The 15,977-nt window shown below is 49.4% G+C and carries 13 protein-coding genes and 2 pseudogenes; all 15 read left to right on the forward strand.

Annotated elements, in window-relative coordinates:
• Position 1 precedes the first annotated feature (1 nt).
• The 15 genes and pseudogenes from mraY to ACKTSG_RS02860 all read left to right on the forward strand — a co-directional run bounded on the left by mraY (position 2) and on the right by ACKTSG_RS02860 (position 15,923).
• Positions 2-967: a phospho-N-acetylmuramoyl-pentapeptide-transferase gene (mraY, locus tag ACKTSG_RS02790; protein ID WP_407891736.1), complete on the forward strand. Its 966-nt coding sequence runs from the start codon at positions 2-4 to the stop codon at positions 965-967.
• A gap of 16 nt (positions 968-983) precedes the next feature.
• Positions 984-2,348: a UDP-N-acetylmuramoyl-L-alanine--D-glutamate ligase gene (gene murD / locus ACKTSG_RS02795; RefSeq protein WP_407891738.1), complete on the forward strand. Its 1,365-nt coding sequence runs from the start codon at positions 984-986 to the stop codon at positions 2,346-2,348.
• A 2-nt stretch (positions 2,349-2,350) separates the two neighbouring features.
• Positions 2,351-3,439, forward strand: a complete 1,089-nt coding sequence (gene murG / locus ACKTSG_RS02800; RefSeq protein ID WP_407891740.1) for an undecaprenyldiphospho-muramoylpentapeptide beta-N-acetylglucosaminyltransferase — start codon at positions 2,351-2,353, stop codon at positions 3,437-3,439.
• 15 nt (positions 3,440-3,454) lie between these two features.
• Entirely contained in the window at positions 3,455-4,270 is an 816-nt protein-coding gene (locus ACKTSG_RS02805; RefSeq protein ID WP_407891742.1) for a cell division protein FtsQ/DivIB, read from the forward strand.
• Between the two features lie 119 nt (positions 4,271-4,389).
• Positions 4,390-5,691 (forward strand): cell division protein FtsA, encoded by a 1,302-nt coding sequence (gene ftsA, locus ACKTSG_RS02810; protein ID WP_407891744.1) that lies wholly within the window; start codon positions 4,390-4,392, stop codon positions 5,689-5,691.
• Positions 5,692-5,711: 20 nt separating this feature from the next.
• Positions 5,712-6,662: pseudogene (gene ftsZ / locus ACKTSG_RS02815) on the forward strand (cell division protein FtsZ); the annotation flags it as partial.
• 81 nt (positions 6,663-6,743) lie between these two features.
• Positions 6,744-6,935: pseudogene (locus ACKTSG_RS02820) on the forward strand (cell division protein FtsZ); the annotation flags it as partial.
• Between the two features lie 63 nt (positions 6,936-6,998).
• Positions 6,999-7,463 carry a cell division protein SepF gene (locus ACKTSG_RS02825; protein WP_407891746.1) on the forward strand — a complete coding sequence of 155 codons (465 nt, stop codon included), beginning with the start codon at positions 6,999-7,001 and terminating at the stop codon, positions 7,461-7,463.
• Between the two features lie 11 nt (positions 7,464-7,474).
• Positions 7,475-7,759, forward strand: a complete 285-nt coding sequence (locus ACKTSG_RS02830; RefSeq protein WP_407891748.1) for a YggT family protein — start codon at positions 7,475-7,477, stop codon at positions 7,757-7,759.
• Positions 7,760-7,763: 4 nt separating this feature from the next.
• Entirely contained in the window at positions 7,764-8,543 is a 780-nt protein-coding gene (locus ACKTSG_RS02835) for a YlmH family RNA-binding protein (RefSeq protein ID WP_407891750.1), read from the forward strand.
• Between the two features lie 18 nt (positions 8,544-8,561).
• Entirely contained in the window at positions 8,562-9,251 is a 690-nt protein-coding gene (locus tag ACKTSG_RS02840) for a DivIVA domain-containing protein (RefSeq protein ID WP_407891752.1), read from the forward strand.
• 290 nt (positions 9,252-9,541) lie between these two features.
• Positions 9,542-12,331 carry an isoleucine--tRNA ligase gene (gene ileS, locus ACKTSG_RS02845; RefSeq protein WP_407891754.1) on the forward strand — a complete coding sequence of 930 codons (2,790 nt, stop codon included), beginning with the start codon at positions 9,542-9,544 and terminating at the stop codon, positions 12,329-12,331.
• Between the two features lies 1 nt (position 12,332).
• Complete coding sequence (locus ACKTSG_RS02850) at positions 12,333-12,548, forward strand: cold-shock protein (RefSeq protein WP_407891756.1); 216 nt, start codon at positions 12,333-12,335, stop codon at positions 12,546-12,548.
• Positions 12,549-12,746: 198 nt separating this feature from the next.
• Positions 12,747-14,372 (forward strand): putative polysaccharide biosynthesis protein, encoded by a 1,626-nt coding sequence (locus tag ACKTSG_RS02855; protein WP_407891758.1) that lies wholly within the window; start codon positions 12,747-12,749, stop codon positions 14,370-14,372.
• A gap of 93 nt (positions 14,373-14,465) precedes the next feature.
• Positions 14,466-15,923, forward strand: coding sequence for an ABC transporter substrate-binding protein/permease (locus tag ACKTSG_RS02860; protein WP_407891760.1), 1,458 nt, complete (start codon positions 14,466-14,468; stop codon positions 15,921-15,923).
• Positions 15,924-15,977: the final 54 nt, after the last annotated feature.

Here is a 15,977-nt window from a genome sequence, read left to right on the forward strand (position 1 = left end):
CATGCAGTTAGCACAAATGTTGATCCCGATGGTGGCAGCTTTTGCCATCACCGTGATAGTGTTGCCGTTATTTATCGGCTACATGCGTTTCAAAAAAGAAGGCCAAATGATCCGCGAAGAAGGCCCGACATGGCATGCCAAAAAATCCGGCACCCCGACCATGGGTGGCGTGGTGTTCATCATCGCCATCGTCATTGCTGCGATCGGCTCGGCCATTTGGCAACACAGCTTAGACATGTCTGTATATGTCGCATTGTTTATTTTGCTCCTGTATGGGGTACTTGGGTTTATCGATGATTTTGTGAAGTTGTTTCATCATCAAAATCAAGGTTTGAAAGCTTGGCAAAAAATGCTGGGCCAGATCATCGGCGCGATCGTCGTGGTGATGGCGTATTTGCATGACGGTTTCTCGCATGCGATCACTGTGCCATTCATCGGCCAAGTCAATGCTTTATGGTTCTTTGTGATCTTCGCGATTATTTGGTTAGTCGGTTTTTCCAATGCGGTGAATTTATCTGACGGCTTAGACGGCTTAGTGGCTGGGCTTTCGACGATCGCCTTTGGCACTTATGCCATTATTGCCGCCCATGATGGCCGCGTGGATGTGTTGGTGATCTGCTTGGCCACCATCGGCGCGATGATCGGCTTTTTGCTGTTCAACCACAAGCCGGCGCAGATCTTTATGGGCGATGTCGGGTCGTTGGCATTAGGCGGGATGTTGGCTACTGTCAGCATTTTGTTGGATCGCGAGTGGTCGCTACTGTTGATCGGGTTGGTGTTTGTATGTGAAACCGCCAGCGTGATGATCCAAGTGGCGGCGTTTAAAACCACCGGCCACCGCGTGTTCAAAATGAGTCCGATCCACCATCATTTTGAAATGTTAGGCTGGTCGGAATGGCGCGTTGACCTCACGTTTTGGACAGTAGGTCTGGTTGCCAGTGCAATTTATCTATTAATTTTCCTTTAGAAAGAAGTCTAGGGCCATGTTGGAGATCAAAACGTACCAAAATAAAAAAGTGTTAGTTTTAGGGTTAGGCATGAGTGGCGTCAACGCCGCACGGTTGTTGAACAAACTCGGCGCTTTAGTGACTGTCAACGATAAAAAGAAATTCGATGACAACAAACAAGCCCAAGCGTTATTGGCAGACGGCATCAAAGTGATCACCGGGTATCACCCAGTGGAATTGCTGGATGAGAATTTTGAATACATGGTGAAAAATCCAGGGATCCCGTATTCCAACCCTATGGTCCAAAAAGCCCAAAGTTTAGGTATCCCGATCATTACCGAACCAGAATTGGCTTATCAAGTCTCTGAATCCCATTGGATCGCCACCACCGGCTCCAACGGTAAAACCACGACCACCACGTTGATCGGTTTAATGCTCAATGAAGCTGGGCATAAAGCCTATGATGCCGGCAACATCGGCATTCCCGCTTCAGCTGTTGTCCAAAAAGCGGGTAAAGATGACACTGTCGTCGCTGAATTGTCGAGTTTTCAACTTTGTGGCATTCAAACCTTGCATCCCCACATTGCTGTTTTGACCAACATTTATGAAGCCCATTTGGACTGGCATGGCGACCGTGAACATTATGTTGCCGCTAAAATGCGCATCACCATGAATCAAACGGCTGATGATTATTTCATCATGAATTGGGATCTGCCAGAAATGCACGAATTGGCCAAGCAATCTCAAGCCCAGATCGTCCCATTTTCCCGCAAAAATGCTGCCGGTGCGCGCAGTGCGTTGATCGACGGCTGGTTATGTTTTGATGGCGAAAAGATCATGAAAGCCGACGCCATGCAGATCCCTGGCACCCATAATATTGAGAATGCTTTAGCCGCCATTGCCGCGGCGAAGTTATCTGGTGTCGACAATGCGTCGATCGTCGCCGTGTTGTCTCGCTTTACTGGCGTCAAGCACCGCATTCAATATGTGACCACGATCAATGACCGCAAATTCTACAACGACTCCAAAGCCACTAACGTCGAAGCAGCTAGTGTGGCGCTTAACGCCTTCACCCAACCGATCGTGTTATTGGCAGGCGGCTTGGATCGGCATTTGTCGATGGACGATCTGATCCCGCTAGTCAAAGCCCATGTCCATGCCATGATCACCTTTGGGCAAACGGCACCATTGATGAATGCAGTGGCCAAAAAGGCTGGCATTCCTTACCAACAAACGGAAAATGTTAAAACCGCCGTGCCGTTAGCTTATGCGGCGTCTAAGCCAGGCGATGTGGTGTTGTTGTCACCAGCGGCGGCGTCTTGGGATCAATTCCCGAATTTCGAAATTCGTGGTGATGTCTTTATCGACGCGGTCAATGCTTTAGCTGAAAGCGAGGAATAGTCATGCGCGTGATCGTCTCAGGTGGCGGCACTGGTGGGCACATCTACCCGGCGTTGGCGTTACTGGAACAATTAAAAAAACGCGATCTGTTAGATGACGTGTTATATATCGGCACCAAGCGCGGGTTGGAAAGTCGCATCGTGCCAAAAGCCGGTATCCCATTTGACACCATTGAACTGCAAGGCTTCAAGCGCAGTTTGAGCTTGGAGAACCTCAAAACGGTTTCCCGCTTTGTCGGCGGGTTAAGCAAAGCCAAACATATTTTACAAACCTTCAAGCCAGATGTGGTGGTGGGCACTGGCGGATATGTGTCGGCAGCGATTTTATTTGAAGCCGCCCGCTTGCACATTCCTACGGTGATCCATGAACAAAATTCCGTCGCTGGTGTCACCAACAAATTCCTCAGTCACTTTGTGGATAAGATCGGGACTGTATTTCCGGAAGTCGAAGCCAGCTTTCCAGCCAAAAAAGTTCAGCGCGTCGGCAATCCGCGAGCGCAACAAGTGGCCAATTTGTTGCCTAATGACCGCTTGGCGGATTTTGGGTTAGATCCCAAACGCCGGACTTTATTGATCTTTGGTGGCTCACGTGGCGCCCCGATGATCAACCAAGCGGCGATCGATGCGATCCCGTTATTTGGCCAAAGTAATTTTCAAACCTTGTTCGTCACTGGGCGGCGGCATTTTGACCATATCCACCAACAGCTCAGCGATTTGCCAGATAACGTCAAAGTGGTGCCTTATGTTGACGATATGCCGGCGATCTTGCCAGATATCGCTTTGGTGATCGGGCGCAGTGGGGCGACTTCCATCGCCGAACTCACGGCTTTGGGCATCCCATCGGTGCTGATCCCCAGCCCTAATGTCACTGGCAATCACCAGTTCATCAATGCCCAAAGCTTAAAAAAAGCTGGCGCGGCGTTGGTGGTACCAGAAACACAACTAGATGAGCATTTCGGCCAACAAGTGGCGGAATTGATGCAAGATGATGCGCGCTTAGTGGAAATGACGCGCGCAGCCAAAAGCTTAGGCGTCCCAGATGCTGCAGACCGTTTGATCGCCTTGATGCAAGCGGCGATCAACGCCCATTAGAAAGGTGGTGACACGATGCCGTTTTGGCGAAAATCAAAAACTGATGACCCGCTGACGCCTTGGGAAGCTTATCAGGCCAAACAAAAGCGCGCTAAAAAAGCGGCATCGCGGCCTTTGCCTTTGCCGCATCTCAGCCAAACGCGCACAAGTCGCAGGCGGCGCAATCTGGCGGTGATCTTCACGCCACTGACAGTGTTATTGGTCGTGGCGATTTATTTCTTAACGCCGCTGGCTCGCGTTGGGGAGATCAGCGTACGCGGCGAGTCAACGTTGCCAGCCCAATCGGTGATCGACGCGTCAAAACTTGGTAGCAGTCAAATGATTTTAGACTTGTTGTGGCATAAAGGCCAAGTGACCACACGGGTAAAGCAGGCGTTGCCGCAAGTGCAAACGTTAAGCGTTTCAGTCAAAGCGTTTAACCAAGTGACCTTGCATGTTCATGAATATGCGCCATTAGGCTATGTCCAAAAAAATGGCGAATACCATGTGTTGTTAGCGTCAGGTGTGGTGGTCAAAGACGCCACGCAAACGCCGAAAAGCACTTATCCGATTTTTACCGGATTTTCTAGCAAAGATGCGTTTCACGTGGCCAAAACTGTGGCCAGCTTTCCTCAAGCGGTGCGCAAAGCGGTTTCTGAAGTCAAAGCCACTCGCGGTGCGGCCAATCCGTATCAAATCACCTTAAGCATGAGCAATGGCAATTTGGTGGTGGCGGATTCGCGCACTGTCGCCAAAAAAATCAAATATTACCCGCAGTTATTGGCTGATGTGAAAACCAAAGGCACTGTGGATCTGGAAGTCGGCGCCTTTTTCACTCCATACGCCAAATAAAACCCGCAAAATCCCTAATCTTTATAGTGTTTTGATGAGTTGGCGGGAGGTTGTGTGGTAAAATCAAAATAGTATTACGTTTTCAATGAGAGAAATTCCAGTCCAGGAGGTTTGCCGTCGTGGGAAATCAAGACATATACGTTGGACTTGATATCGGCACCACCTCGATCAAAGTCATTGTGGCCGAATATATTCAAGGTCAAATGAATATCATCGGGGTCGGCAGTCAACGTTCAGCCGGCTTGAGTCGTGGTGTGATCGTCGATATTGATAAGGCTGTGATGGCGATTCGCCAAGCCGTAAGTCAAGCAGAAGAAAAAGCAAGCATTAAAATCGATTCAGTGGTGGTCGGCGTCCCGGCCAACATGCTTCAAATCGAGTCAGTCAGCGGTATGATCGCAGTTGGTGACGCGTCCAAAGAGATCACCGATGAGGATGTCAAAGCCGTCGCTGCCGCCGCATTGGTGCGCAATTTGCCACCAGAGCGCGAAAGCTTGTCACTGACACCGACGGAATTTATCGTGGATGGCTTTGATGATATCAAAGATCCCCGCGGCATGATCGGCGTGCGCTTGGAAATGCGCGGGATCTTGTTCACCGTTCCCAAAACGGTATTACATAATACCAAAAAAGCGTTGAGCAAAGCCGGCCTTTCCATTCGCACCGTGGTGATCAATCCATTAGCCACTGCGCAAGTGGCTTTAAGCGATGGCGAGCAAGACTTTGGGACCGTGTTGATCGATGTTGGTGGCGGTCAAAGTACTGCCGCTGTGATCCATGATCACAAGCTGAAGTTCACCTTTGAAGATCCTGAAGGCGGCGAATTCGTCACCAAAGATATTTCTGTGGTGCTTAACTCCGGCTTTAAAGATGCAGAAAAACTCAAGCGCGATTATGGCAATGCCGATTCATTGGCGACGCATGAAGACAACACGTTCCCAGTGACTGTCGTGGGTAAAACTGAGCCGGTGATGATCTCCGAAAAATACTTGTCAGAGATCATTGAAGCGCGCTTAGGCCAGATCTTTAAGCGGATCAACGCGGCACTGCAACAAGCCAATGCGTTAGATCTGCCTGGTGGGATCGTCATCACTGGTGGCACCACCGCCATTCCTGGGATCACTGAACTGGCCCGAGATATTTTCAATCATCAAGTGCGCGTTTTTATCCCTAACGAAATGGGCTTGCGGCATCCCGCATTCACCCAAGCGCTGGGATTGATCCAATATGCGGCACATTTAACGGACATCGATCAATTGGTGGCGAGCGTTTTGCCAAATAGTCAAGCAGTTGGCAATGCTTCAGAGCCAAAACCGACTGCTATGCCCAAACCGGCAGCCAAACCCGCAACTGACGAGCCTGACACCACCGAAAAGAAGCCGAACGCGTTGCGGCGCTTCTTCGGTAATTTCTTCGAATAATTTCCCTAGGAGGAACGACAATGGAATTCTCACTGGATGCACAAAATGATACAGGCGCCGCAATCAAAGTGATCGGCGTGGGTGGCGCAGGTGGTAATGCGGTCAACCGCATGATCGCCGAAGACGTCAAAGGCGTGGAATTTATCGCCGCAAATACTGATGTTCAAGCGCTGTCGAATTCAAACGCTGAAACCAAGATCCAATTAGGCAACAAATTGACGCGCGGCTTAGGTGCCGGCGCCACGCCTGAAATCGGCCAAAAAGCCGCTGAAGAATCTGAAGAACAGATCCAAGAAGCGCTTAAAGGCGCCGATATGATCTTTGTGACTTGTGGTATGGGCGGTGGCACTGGGACTGGCGCTGCGCCAGTCGTTGCTAAGATCGCCAAAGACATGGGGGCGTTGACTGTTGGGGTCGTCACCCGACCATTTACGTTCGAAGGTCCGCGCCGCGCCAAAAATGCCGCAGAAGGCATCGCCAACTTAAAAGAGCATGTGGATACCTTGGTCATTATTGCCAACAACCGCTTGCTTGAAATCGTCGACAAAAAGACCCCAATGATGGAAGCCTTTCATGCTGCTGATAACGTGTTGCGGCAAGGCGTTCAAGGGATCTCTGATCTGATCACTAGCCCTGGATTTGTCAACTTGGACTTCGCGGATGTCAAAACGGTTATGGCCAACCAAGGCTCGGCGTTAATGGGTATTGGGACGGCCAACGGTGAAAACCGCACCATTGAAGCGACCAAAAAGGCAATCTCCTCACCATTATTGGAAGTGTCCATCGCTGGTGCCAAGCAAGTCTTGCTCAACATTACTGGCGGTCCAGACTTGTCCTTGTTTGAAGCCCAAGATGCGTCTGAAATCGTGGCGCAAGCGGCAAGTAACGATGTCAACATCATCTTTGGGACATCGATCAATGAAGATCTCGGCGATTCCGTTGTGGTGACAGTCGTCGCCACTGGTATCGACGGTGAAAACGCCAAGCCACAAAGTCGCGATGCGCGCAAAGCCGAAGCTGCCAGCAAACCGGCTGCAGCCAAAACGGATAACGCTGAAAGCGCCGATCCATTTGGCAATTGGGATCTGCGTCGCGAGCCGAAACACCATGAGCAACCGGCACCAACGCAAGATTTTGATCATGTGAAAAAGACGGAATTTGATATTTTCGAATCACAACCGACGCAAACGCAAGACGACGGTGGGGATGATCAACCGCCATTTTTCAAGCGTCGTCGCCAGTAAACGTGACGTGATGCCAACAATAGTTTCACTTCCACAGATTTTTTGTCAAAGGAGGGCATGCTGATGGCATTTGAAAACATCGGGAAGAAATTTAATTCATTTTTTGCCATGGATGCAGATGAAGACGAGCCAGAAACTGTGGCGCCAACTGCTGTTGATCAATCGCAAGCGGCATCACAATCGGTGTCGTCCAAGCCGCAGTTTCGCGGCAATAAGGTCGTGTCAATGAGTAATCCAAATGAACAAACGGCAAAAATCGTCGTTTATGAACCGCGTATTTACTCGGATGCCAAAGAGATCGGCACCAACTTGTTGAATAACAAAGCGGTGGTGGTGAACTTTGATCGCATCGAAAATGATGCTGCCACGCGGATCGTTGATTTTTTGACCGGCACGGTGTTTGCCATTAATGGCGAGATCCGGCGCGTCGGCGAGCAGATCTTTTTGGTCACCCCAGCCAACTTCCAAATCGATGGGACCTTGGCAGAGAATTTAGGCACTGATTTCGACTTGCAAATGACAGAATAGGAGGACTGCGATTGTTAGCAACAGGACTCTATTGGCTTTGGCGGCTGATTGCGATGGTGATCTCCGCTTATAGCTTAGGCATGGCCGTGTATATTGTGATGTCTTGGTTCCCAGATGCCTACGATAGCCGCTTTGGTCGGCTGTTGACGCGCATTTATCAGCCTTATCTCGGCTGGTTTCAGCGCTTTATTCCGCCGATCTTAGGGTTGGATCTGTCGCCGATCCCAGCATTTGCGGTGATCTACCTCGTGGAAAAAGCTTTGGACATCATTTTTATCAATTTGATTTATAGGTGAACAAATGGATAACGTCTTACAGCATTTTCGCAAGGATGAAGCGCCATTCATCGCCCAAGTGGAAGCTGATATCGAAACTGCTGCAGGTGAATATCGGCCAGTGTTGACGAATTTCTTGGATCCGCGGCAAGTGTACATCACTGAAACCTTGGTCAATCAAGCTGACGGCGTGAAGCTGTTTTGCTTTGGCGGGTTTGCGACTGCGGAACGCCGACGCGCGTTGATCGCGCCGGACTATTTTGAACCAACGCCGGCTGATTATGAATTGGCGGCACTAGAGATCAACTACCCAAAGAAATTCGCTGAACTTGATCATTCGCATATTCTCGGCACCTTGGCTAACGCTGGCATCGAACGTAACTTGTTTGGTGATATTGTGTCAAATGGGACCCAGTGGCAAGTGATCGTTGCCAAGTCGATGAGTAGTTGGGTGCAAACCAATATCGACAAGATCGGTCGCATCGGGGTGCGCTTTGAACCCATTACCTTAGACGCATTGGTCACGCCGACAAATGATTGGGAAACTGCGCAACTCACCATCCCGTCTTTGCGCATTGATGCCGTGGTCGCGCATGTGTTCAATATTTCGCGCACCCGGGCGAAAAGTTTAGTCGAGCATGCCTTGGTGCGATTGAACTTTGCGGTGATCACCAGACCGGATGTGGAAGTTGACTTGCACGACATTTTATCGGTGCGCGGTTTTGGCCGTTTGCGGATCCAAGCCATTTTAGGTACCACCAAAAAAGAGAAGCTGCGGGTGACCGCGGATGTGATCCATAAATAGTGATTAGGAGGCAGTGACATGGCATTAAGCCCACTGGATATTCATAATAAAGAATTCAACGTCCGCATGCGCGGGTATGATCAAGATCAGGTCAATGACTTTTTAAGCCAGATCATTAAAGACTATTCGGCTTTGTTGAAAGACAATGAAGATCTGCAAAAGCAACTTGGCGACGCACAAGAAAAGGTGAAGTACTTCACTGACTTGAAAGATGCTTTGAATCAAAGCATCATCGTCGCCCAAGAAGCGGCGGATAAAGTGAAGACTAACGCTGAACAAGAAGCCGACTTGATCCAACAACAAGCCGAAAAGAACGCGCAAGACTTGTTGACCAGCTCCACGGATAAAGCCAACCGCATTGTTGGCGATGCCAGTGAAAAAGCCAAGAAGATCACTGTTGAAACTGAAGACTTAAAGCGCCAGACCCGCGTCTTCCGCCAACGGTTGCAAGTGATGTTGGAATCGCAGCTTGAAGTGGTGAAATCCCCTGAATGGAAAGAGCTGTTATCGTCTTCTGATTCGGCGGCAGTCGTGTTAGATCCAGCAAATCGTGAATCTAACCTTGACAAGCCGGCAGGTGAACCCGTAAACTCAGAAGCAACAGAACCTGTTGAAGATGGTTCAGATCAACCCGGTTATACCGAGATCATTTTCCCACAAGAAGATGATGACGACTCTGACGCACAATCGACAGACACTGAAGAATAACGTATGGACACGCGTCTAAACCGTAGACCGGCATAGCGACTCGAGATCTGGTGAAAGCTCGAGGCGGCAGCGGTGGTGATATCAGTCCGTCAGTTGCGCAGGTGAGATGTAACTTGCGCCGGGTACTCCCGTTAGCAGGCTTAAGGAAGGCTATGTGCCTTTGAAGTTAGGTGGTACCACGAAGATCTCGTCCTATATTGCGGCGAGGTCTTTTTTTGTTCCTGGGGTTTTGTTACCCACGTAACTGACGGACTGACATCCGCGTGACCATACAAAAAAGGAGAACTCATATGAAAGTCAAAGAGACCTTAAATCTGGGCAAGACGCCATTTAAAATGCGCGCTGGGCTCCCAGCTAAGGAACCCAAGTTGCAAGCTGCTTGGTACGAAAACCATGTTTATGAAGCGCGCCAAAAGTTAAACGAAGGCAAGCCGACGTTTGTGTTACATGATGGCCCCCCATTTGCCAATGGGAACATCCACATGGGTCACGCGTTGAATAAAGTGACCAAAGACATCATCGTGCGTTCCAAGTCGATGTCAGGATTTCGCGCCCCTTATGTGCCTGGTTGGGATACACATGGTTTGCCGATCGAACAGCAACTCGCCAAAAAAGGCGTGCACCGCAAAGAGATCTCCATGGCAGAATACCGCGAAATGTGCCGTCAGTTTGCGATGAAAGAAATCGACAAGCAACGTACCGACTTCAAGCGCTTAGGCGTGTTAGGCGATTGGGACCATCCTTACATCACCTTACAGCCAGAATTTGAAGCTGAAGAAATCCGCGTATTCGGCAAAATGGCTGAAAAAGGCTACATTTACCATGGCTTAAAGCCCGTTTATTGGTCATGGAGTTCTGAATCCACCTTGGCCGAAGCTGAAGTGGAATACCATGACGTGAAGTCGCCATCGATTTATGTGGCCTTTAAAGTCGTTGATGGCAAAGACTTGTTGGATGCCGATACGTCGTTCATTATTTGGACCACCACGCCTTGGACCATTCCAGCCAACTTAGGGATCGCAGTGAACCCCCGGTTTGAATATGCCCAAGTCGCAGTGGCTGGCAACAAGTATGTCGTGGCGTCTGAAATGTTGCCAAAAGTCGCTGAAGCCTTAGGTTGGCGCGACTATGACGTGTTGAAGACTTTCCCTGGCACTGCGCTTGATCGCATGACGGCGCAACACCCGTTGTATGATCGCACCAGCTTGTTGATGGAAGCTGATCACGTTACCTTGGATGCTGGTACTGGTTTGGTCCATACCGCCCCTGGACATGGTGAAGATGACTACAAAGTCGGCGTGAAATACAACTTACCTGTTTATTCTGTCGTTGATGAAAAAGGCTTCATGACCAAAGATGCACCTGGTTTTGAAGGGGTCTTTTATGATGATGCCAACCGCATGGTCACCAAAGCCTTAACTGAAAAAGGCGCGTTATTGAAGCTGGACTTCTTCACCCATAGTTATCCACATGACTGGCGCACCAAAAAGCCTGTCATCTATCGGGCAACGACGCAATGGTTTGCGTCTGTTGAATCCTTCCGCCAAGACATTTTGGATGCGATCGACCAAGTCAAGTTCAACCCATCATGGGGCAAAACGCGCCTGCACAACATGATCCGCGACCGCGGGGATTGGGTGATCTCGCGTCAGCGGGCATGGGGTGTGCCATTGCCGATTTTCTACGCGGAAGACGGGACCCCGATCATTGAAAAAGAAACCATCGATCATGTCGCTGACTTGTTTGGCGAATATGGCTCGATCGTTTGGTCACAACGCGAAGCCAAAGACTTGTTGCCTGAAGGTTATACCAATGAACATTCGCCTCATGGTAAGTTCACGAAAGAAACCGACATCATGGATGTGTGGTTTGACTCAGGTTCCAGCTGGGCTGGCGTGGCCAAGTTACGCCCAGAATTGACTTACCCAACTGATCTGTACTTGGAAGGGTCTGATCAATACCGTGGGTGGTTCAACTCCAGTTTGATCACCAGCGTGGCCAACAACGGCGTGGCCCCTTACAAAGAGATCTTGTCACAAGGCTTTACCTTGGATGGTGAAGGCCGCAAGATGTCCAAGTCATTAGGCAACACCATCGTGCCTGACACGGTTGAAAAACAATTCGGCGCTGAGATCATTCGCTTGTGGGTCGCTTCAGTTGATTCATCCTCAGATATGAAAGTCTCGATGGATAACTTTGCGCATACTTCTGAAACTTATCGTAAGATCCGCAACACCCTGCGGTTCATGTTGGCCAACACCAGCGATTACGATGAAGCGGTAGATGCGGTTTCTTATGCCGAATTAGGTTCTGTGGATCAGTATATGTTGGTGCGGTTGAGCCAAGTCATCAAAACTGTGCGCGAAGCATATGCTGCGTATGACTTTGCCACAGTCGTCAAAACCATTACTCAGTTCTTGACAGTTGATATGTCCGCCTTTTACTTGGATTTTGCCAAAGATGTGGTTTATATCGAAGGCGAAAAGTCCTTGGCGCGGCGGCGCATGCAAACGGTGATGGACAAAGCCTTGGTCGATGTGGTGGAATTACTCACTCCAATTCTTTCCTTTACCGCTGAAGAGATCTGGCCATTGTTGAAGCAAAAACGCGACTTTGCGGCTTTGGCTGATTTCCCAGAAGCAAGTGGTTTTACCAACCAAGATGACTTGTTAGCTGAATGGCCAGCCTTTATGGCCTTCCGCGACCAAGTGCAAAAGGCGCTAGAAGTGGCGCGTGATGCCAAAGTGATCGGCAAATCCTTAGAAGCCCATGTCACGGTTTACGCCGATGATCAACTCAAGCAACTGCTCAGTGGCTTGGATGCTAATTTGGCGCAATTGTTGATCGTTTCTGACTTCACTGTGGCCGACGCCGCTGATGCACCCGCTGATGCCCAAGATGTCGACGGCGTGAAATTAGTCGTGGTCCATGCCCAAGGCGACGTTTGTGATCGCTGCCGGATGACCACCACTGATGTTGGCAGTGATGCGCGTTACCCACATTTTTGTGCGCGTTGTGCCCAGATCGTGGCGGCTAACTTCCCAGAAACTGCTGCTGCAGATTTTCAATTCGAGGCGTAATATGTTAGGACGCGTAAAAAACTACAATGAAGACAAAGGCTTTGGCTTCATTGAAATTCCAGAACAACCTGATGTGTTCGTGCATTTTTCAGCGATCCAAGGTGGTGGTCGGCAAAGCTTGACTCCAGGACAGGAAGTCAAATTCGTGATTGTCGAAGGCGCACGCGGTCCGCAAGCGGCCAACGTCACTGTAGTCGACCCGAAAACTGAAGCTTAGATCAAGGTCAAACGAAGTCATCGTGAAAAACGATGGCTTTTTGTATGGGCGACATCCCAGCATGATTCAGGTGGTAAAGCGCAGTCTGTGTTAAACTTGAAGCAATCCGGTTGTTGCGGGCGTTAAGAAAACGCAAAGATTACCACTGGCGGAACCGTTGTTTTGCCGGCGACGTATAATATTAGTTATGATTTGGGGGTGAACAGCATCGCAGATAATTCGCAGGCCAAAGCCGCGTTAGTTAAAGGTTCTGCTTGGATGACCGCAGGGTCGATCTTCTCGCGCGTGTTAGGCGCGATCTACGTTATTCCTTGGGTGATGTGGATGGGCGTGCATTGGTCCGCCGCCAATGCGTTGTTTGCTCGCGGGTATAATATTTACAGCTTGTTTTTGATCATTTCAACCGCTGGGATCCCCAGTGCCGTATCCAAGCAAGTGGCGCATTATTTAGCCGCTGATCAATATGGCTCAGCCAAAAAATTATTTCATCGCAGCATTATCTTGATGATCGCCTTAGGGGTCATCAGTGCCGGGGCGTTATGGGCCTTGACGCCGATTTTAGCCATGCAAAATGGCCAGGTCGATCCGCGAATGATCCCAGTGCTGCACGCGTTAGTTTGGCCGTTGTTATTGATCCCACCGATGAGTATTTTGCGGGGGTATTTTCAAGGCTTTTCGCAAATGGCGCCAAGTGCCATTTCCCAATTGTTGGAACAGTTGGCCCGCGTGGTGTACATGCTGGGCTCGACATATTTGATCATGCGCGTTGGCTCAGGGGACTATATTCAAGCAGTGGCGCATTCGACTTTCGGCGCGTTTGTCGGCGCGGCGATCGCGTTGATCTTTTTAGTTGGGGTGTATACTCGCCAGCATCGAGAATTTGATCTGGTGGCGACTGATGTGCCAGCTCCGACTAAAACCTTGTTAGGCGAAGTCTTGAAGCAATCGGTGCCGTTTATCATTTTGGATGCCGGCACGGTGTTGTATCAATTCTTTGATCAATACAGTTTCCCAGAATTTCTGAGCTACTTCTACCATGTCTCCAATGATCAAATCAATTTCTTGTATGGCTTGTTTGCCTTTAACACCAACAAACTGGTGATGATCGTGGTATCGTTGGCATCGGCTTTGGCCGTCACGGCGATCCCGCTGTTGGCTGGCGCGTTTACCAAAGGCGATAAGCATGGCGTAGCCACGCAGATCGAAAATATTTTGCGCTTGTTCTTTTTGGTGATGTGGCCCAGTGCATTAGGCATGTCGGCAGTGGCACGGCCGCTTTATGCGCTGTTTTATTCAGACGACCGCTTAGGCGTGCATATGTTGCAATTCAACGCCTATGTGGCCATTGCCATGGGATTGTTCACCGTGTTAGCAGCGGTGATGCAAGGTTTGTATCAAAATCGTCAAGCAATCGTGTATTTTTTCATCGGCTTTGCCGTGAAGATCGTCTTGCAGTGGCCGTTGGTGTATTGGCTACAAGGCTTTGCGCCACTGGTGGCCACTGGTGTTGGGATGATGGTGTCGGTCGTGTTGATGTTGCGGGCATTGGATCAACGTTATGACTTGGATTGGTCACTGCTAGGGACGCATATTTCACAACTTTTAGGTTGCGCGTTGGCGATGTTTGCCATTGCCACAGCAGTAGTTGCAGGCTGTGATTGGTGGTTAGGCGGCGTGCGTAAGCTGACGGCCATTCCGATTTTGCTAGTCGGTGCAGGCGGCGGCGCGGTGGTATATGTGTATTTGGTATTGAAGTTTCGTTTGGCAGATGACTTGCTCGGCGGACGGATCGCCGGCATGCGCCACAAATTACACATCAAATAACGACAATGAGCGGTCAGCAATGGCCGTTTTTTTCTTGCATAAATATTGAAAAAAATGTATGCTAGAGCAACATTGAAAAAATGAGGTCGCAAAATGAAAAAGCTATTTGGGGTATTATTTGTATTGTGCATGTTGGTTGCCGGCATGGGGTCGCAAACGACACATGCGGCCACTGATGATTCATTGGCCCGGATCCAAAAAAAAGGCACTTTGGTGATGGGCAACTCGCCGAATTACCCACCTTATGAATTTCAGATCAACAAGCATGGCAAAAGCGAGATCGTGGGGATGGATATTGCGATCGGCAAGCAGATCGCCAAAGATCTCGGCGTTAAATTGGTCGTGAAGAAAATGTCCTTTGATTCCATGTTAGTGGCCTTGGAAACTGGCAAAGTCGATATGATCTTATCTGGCTTTTCCCCAACTGCCGCCCGCAAGAAGCATGTGGATTTCACCGATGCTTATTATGTGTCCAAACAAGACATCATCATCAACCAAACGGACAAAGGGTTATACAAAAACAAGAATTCCTTTAGCGGCAAGAAAGTTGGTGCCGTGGTTGGAACGATTCCTTATGATCTGGTCAAAGAACAGATGCCTGGCGCCAAACTCGTGGGCATGGAAAATGCTGCCGATTTGGTGTTGGCGTTAAAAGCCCATAAAATCGATGGGTTGGTCAAAGATTCTGCGTCAGCGATGGCATATGCCACTTCTGATCCTGGCTTAGCCGCGATCGATGGTAAATTTTCCGTGTCTGGTGAAGAAGCCGGCAACGCCATCGCTTTGCCTAAAGGTGAAACCAGCTTAACCTTGGCGATCAATCAGTCCATTAAAAAGATCCAACAAAAAGACCTGATCAACAAAGTTTACTTACCCCAAGCCGGGAAGTTGATGAACACCAATACCGCTAACACGTCGATGTGGCATTATTGGTCATATTTTGCCAAAGGCGTTGGCTACACTGTGGGCATTTCCTTGGTGGCAGTGATCATTGGCGTGTTATTGGGGGCCGTGTTGGCTTTGATCCGCATCGGGCATACCAAGGTCTGGCATGCATTAGCGACTGCATATGTGGAATTTGTTCGCGGCACGCCTTTGATGGTGCAAGTGATGTTCATTTACTTTGGTATCGGCATGTTTTACGACATTTCTGCCGTAGTTGCTGGGACATTAGCGGTGGGGTTAAACTCGGCGGCTTATGTGTCAGAAGTGTTCCGCTCAGGCATTGAATCTGTGCCAGTGGGACAAAAAGAAGCTGCCCGGTCATTAGGCTTGTCTGATAAGCAAACCATGCAAAGTGTGATCTTCCCGCAAGCGATCGTGACGATTTGGCCGGCATTAGGCAATGAATTTATTTCCTTGATCAAAGAAACCTCGATCGTGTCGATCATTGGCGTAGCAGATCTGATCTATCAATTGCGCATCGTGCAAGCAGATACTTATAAAGGCGTGTTGCCGATCGTGGTGGCCATGGTGTTGTACTTCATTTTGACCTTCGGGTTGTCACGAGTACTGCAGCATTTTGAACACAAACTCAATCATACCAACTGATCAAAAGAATCTGAGCGAGCCATCATTGCAAGCCAAGACAATTACCGCGCTTGA

The sequence above is a fragment of the Lacticaseibacillus salsurae genome, assembly GCF_045862175.1.
In the GTDB taxonomy this organism is placed as follows: domain Bacteria; phylum Bacillota; class Bacilli; order Lactobacillales; family Lactobacillaceae; genus Lacticaseibacillus; species Lacticaseibacillus salsurae.

Coding starts and splice junctions, on each gene's coding strand:
- mraY (WP_407891736.1), top strand. CDS start 2: ATGCAGTTAGCACAAATGTTGATCCCGATGGTGGCAGCTTTTGCCATC.
- murD (WP_407891738.1), top strand. CDS start 984: ATGTTGGAGATCAAAACGTACCAAAATAAAAAAGTGTTAGTTTTAGGG.
- murG (WP_407891740.1), top strand. CDS start 2,351: ATGCGCGTGATCGTCTCAGGTGGCGGCACTGGTGGGCACATCTACCCG.
- ACKTSG_RS02805 (WP_407891742.1), top strand. CDS start 3,455: ATGCCGTTTTGGCGAAAATCAAAAACTGATGACCCGCTGACGCCTTGG.
- ACKTSG_RS02825 (WP_407891746.1), top strand. CDS start 6,999: ATGGCATTTGAAAACATCGGGAAGAAATTTAATTCATTTTTTGCCATG.
- ACKTSG_RS02835 (WP_407891750.1), top strand. CDS start 7,764: ATGGATAACGTCTTACAGCATTTTCGCAAGGATGAAGCGCCATTCATC.
- ACKTSG_RS02840 (WP_407891752.1), top strand. CDS start 8,562: ATGGCATTAAGCCCACTGGATATTCATAATAAAGAATTCAACGTCCGC.
- ileS (WP_407891754.1), top strand. CDS start 9,542: ATGAAAGTCAAAGAGACCTTAAATCTGGGCAAGACGCCATTTAAAATG.
- ACKTSG_RS02850 (WP_407891756.1), top strand. CDS start 12,333: ATGTTAGGACGCGTAAAAAACTACAATGAAGACAAAGGCTTTGGCTTC.
- ACKTSG_RS02860 (WP_407891760.1), top strand. CDS start 14,466: ATGAAAAAGCTATTTGGGGTATTATTTGTATTGTGCATGTTGGTTGCC.